Source organism: Methylobacterium sp. J-088 (genome assembly GCF_022829295.1).
GTDB lineage: Bacteria > Pseudomonadota > Alphaproteobacteria > Rhizobiales > Beijerinckiaceae > Methylobacterium.
The window spans coordinates 1-2699 of the sequence record NZ_JAKSYH010000095.1 but is presented as its reverse complement, the minus strand read 5'-3'; the positions used below and the strand labels follow the sequence as shown (position 1 = coordinate 2699).

The 2699-nt window shown below is 64.1% G+C and carries 5 protein-coding genes; all 5 read right to left on the bottom strand.

All coding sequences use genetic code 11. From position 1 onward, the window contains the following. Positions 1 to 207 (bottom strand): Brp/Blh family beta-carotene 15,15'-dioxygenase (locus MKK63_RS10805; RefSeq protein ID WP_409564503.1); only part of this gene is annotated, 207 nt, incomplete at its 3' end. 108 nt (positions 208 to 315) lie between these two features. Next, positions 316 to 1070 (bottom strand): IS5 family transposase gene (locus MKK63_RS10800; protein WP_244001488.1). Its coding sequence is split into 2 segments (ribosomal slippage): positions 316 to 740 and positions 740 to 1070, totalling 756 coding nucleotides; the frame shifts between segments, so codons are not numbered across the junction. 25 nt (positions 1071 to 1095) lie between these two features. Further along, positions 1096 to 1302 carry a Brp/Blh family beta-carotene 15,15'-dioxygenase gene (locus MKK63_RS32205; protein WP_409564502.1) on the bottom strand — a complete coding sequence of 69 codons (207 nt, stop codon included), beginning with the start codon at positions 1300 to 1302 and terminating at the stop codon, positions 1096 to 1098. Beyond that, positions 1293 to 1496, bottom strand: coding sequence for a hypothetical protein (locus tag MKK63_RS10795; RefSeq protein ID WP_244001486.1), 204 nt, complete (start codon positions 1494 to 1496; stop codon positions 1293 to 1295). The genes MKK63_RS32205 and MKK63_RS10795 overlap by 10 nt, the downstream gene beginning before the upstream one ends. 47 nt (positions 1497 to 1543) lie before the next feature. Next, the gene (locus MKK63_RS10790; protein ID WP_244001484.1) at positions 1544 to 2308 is read right to left on the bottom strand and encodes a bacteriorhodopsin; all 765 of its coding nucleotides are present in this window, start codon (positions 2306 to 2308) and stop codon (positions 1544 to 1546) included. Positions 2309 to 2699: the final 391 nt, after the last annotated feature.

The window sequence follows — 2699 nt, the reverse complement described above, 5'->3', positions numbered from 1 at the left end:
GACTGTGTTGTGCACCCGCGGCGCGCGTGTCGGGTGCCGGATGAGCGCGGCCGTGTGAGACGGGGCATGTACGCTCACGAAGTATAGCGCGAACGCCGTCAGCGGCGGCAGTGCCGCGAAACCGACGCACTGCAGGAGTGGCAGGAGTAGGGCACGGCGCGGCCCCCACATCAGCGTGCGGCAGGCCCAGAGAACCGCGAGCGGCACCCACGCCAAGCTTGGCCACAACAGCCAAGCCGGAGCCTCCGCTAGAGGGACGCTGGAGATCGCCGACAGCACTCGCGCGGTCGCGACAGGTTGGGCTACCGTCCGGACTCATAACCAGTAGCTGACGGTGGCAGCGATGCAGACGGCAGCGAGATAGTTCGTGGCCGAGCGGTCGTAGCGGGTGGCGATGCGGCGAAAGTCCTTGAGCCGCCCGAACATGCGCTCGATGGCATTGCGGCCGCGGTAGAGCACGGGCGAGAAGCAGGGCTTCCAGCGCCGGTTAATCTTGGGCGGGATGTTGGGTGCGGCCCCGGCCGCTTCGATCTGCCGGCGGATGGCGTCGGTGTCGTAGCCCTTGTCGGCCAGCACGATGCGGCAGGCGGGCAGACGTTCGAGCAGCAGCGCGCCGGCCTTGCAGTCGGCGGCCTGCCCACCGGTCAGCAGGAAGGCGAGCGGGCGGCAGAAGCGATCGGTGAGGGCGTGGATCTTGGTCGTGCGCCCGCCACGCGAGCGGCCGATGGCTTGGTTCTGCTCCCCCCTTTACCCCCGGCTGCGCAGCGATGCGCCTTCACGGCGGTGGAGTCGATCAGCACCTGGGAGGGCGGGCCGCCGGCTTGCGCCAGCGTCTCGAACAAGCCGACCCAGACCCCCTTGGCCGCCCAGCGTACGAAGCGGTTGTAGAGGGTCTTCTTCGGCCCGTAGACCTCACGCGGTGCGTCCGTCCAACGCCCGCCGGACTTGAGGACATGGACGATGCCGCTGATCACCCGCCGGTCGTCTACGCGCTCCTTGCCCCGTGTGTCGGTGGGCAAGTGCGGCGTGATCCGCGCAAACTGCTCGTCCGTCAGCCAGAAATGATCCATCGGCTCCTCCCACGGAAGCCGTGAATCACACCCAAGCCGTCCGCGCTACCATTATGGGTCCGGACGGTAGTACCGGGAGCGCCACCGGGAGGCCGCCCAAGGCCAGGACCGATAATTCGCGGCCCCCCTCCACTTCCTCAGTGCCGAAGTGCCAGACGGACACCGCTAGGAAGGCGGCTAGGGTCGACTCCGGTGCCAGCCGCCACGCCCCAAGCACGGCGGCTACGAGCATGAGATAAGGGCTGCGAACAGCGGAAACCACGCCCAGCCCACCCGATGGCGCAGGAGGGTGCGGCCGATCTCAACGTCGAGTGCCCCGTGCGACACGCCGAGCACGATGATGACGGCGGCGGCACACAACCATTGGCCTTGCCAGGGCAGGAGCAAGCTCGCGGTGAGGAGGGACGCCGCGAGCAGCGACGGCACCGTCGCCCCGGCCGGGAGGATGCGCAGACTCCCGCCCGGGGGCGGCATCAGGCCGCCCGTCGGACTGGCACGACGCTGGGATGGTCCTCGGCCAGATCCCTATCGGTCGCCTTCGTGTCGGACACCGTCGACATATAACCGTAGACGACCTTAGCGATGACATCGAGGATCGCGATGCCCAGCACCGAGGCCGCATCGCTGACGATGTTGAGCCCGTCCGGGGCCACCGCCAGGATCACCGGGTAGCCGAGCCACACGACCGACAGGATGGAGGCGTTGCGGCGGTAGGTGTACTGAATGTCGTCGCGCTCGGCGGCGTTAGCTTCCAGCTGCGGCATCCAGATGGCGTAGTAGACGCCCAGGAACGCCACGCACGAGACGATGAACCATGTCCATTTCGTCCAGCCCAGCTCGGAGGCTCCGAACGCGAAGGCGGTGACGATCATCATCGCATCCGCGAGGATGGCCCCCACGATGGCACCGTGACGCTTGGGAACGTGGCGCATGGCGGTGAGCCCGAGCGAGAGCAGCAGCAGGGGTGTCGTAAAGGTCCAGTCGATGTAGCGCGCGTAGTAGAAAATCCGCGTGGGCGTCACTGCTCCGACCGCGGCGGCTTCGGTCGTCGGCAGAAGGATCAGACCCTGTCCCGTTGCCATGGCGAGGTAGGAACAGGCCGCGATGATCGGGACGATACCGTGGAGGGCAGTGTGCAAGCCCTCGGGGGAGGTCCGACGTTTGCCTGTCGTCAGGATGAAAAGCCCGCCTGCCAACATGATTATGGTGGTTGCCCACAAAATATAGTTGGAATTCATCGTGTCACCTGGGCGTATTTTTCGCGATATGCGTGCCTCTGTCCAATAAATGGTAAGGAGTATAAATGCTTATCAAATGACGTGAAATTCAAAAAACATAACGAGCTGTTGCATTTTTATCGGAAAATCTGCTTATGAAAACATAACATTGACGTGATGAAGCGCATCGATAACACCGCCGCGGCCCCACAGCGTGTAGGATTTGAATCGGTTGCGAGTAGATTTCTGGTGGATCCGTTATAGGTCCAGGCTGTGTGAAAACGTGCTGATCTGATAGGGTAAATTCCGATCTTGGAGGTCGGGATGAAGCGCTTCATCGCAGGTGAGGACCGTCAGCAGATCACGCTGCTTCCCGATTGCCTGGACGACTATATCACCGGCGACAATCCGG

Bases quoted from the DNA above. Each gene is read 5' to 3' on its own strand.
- MKK63_RS32205 (WP_409564502.1), bottom strand. From the start codon at position 1,302: ATGCTCGTAGCCGCCGTGCTTGGGGCGTGGCGGCTGGCACCGGAGTCG.
- MKK63_RS10790 (WP_244001484.1), bottom strand. From the start codon at position 2,308: ATGAATTCCAACTATATTTTGTGGGCAACCACCATAATCATGTTGGCA.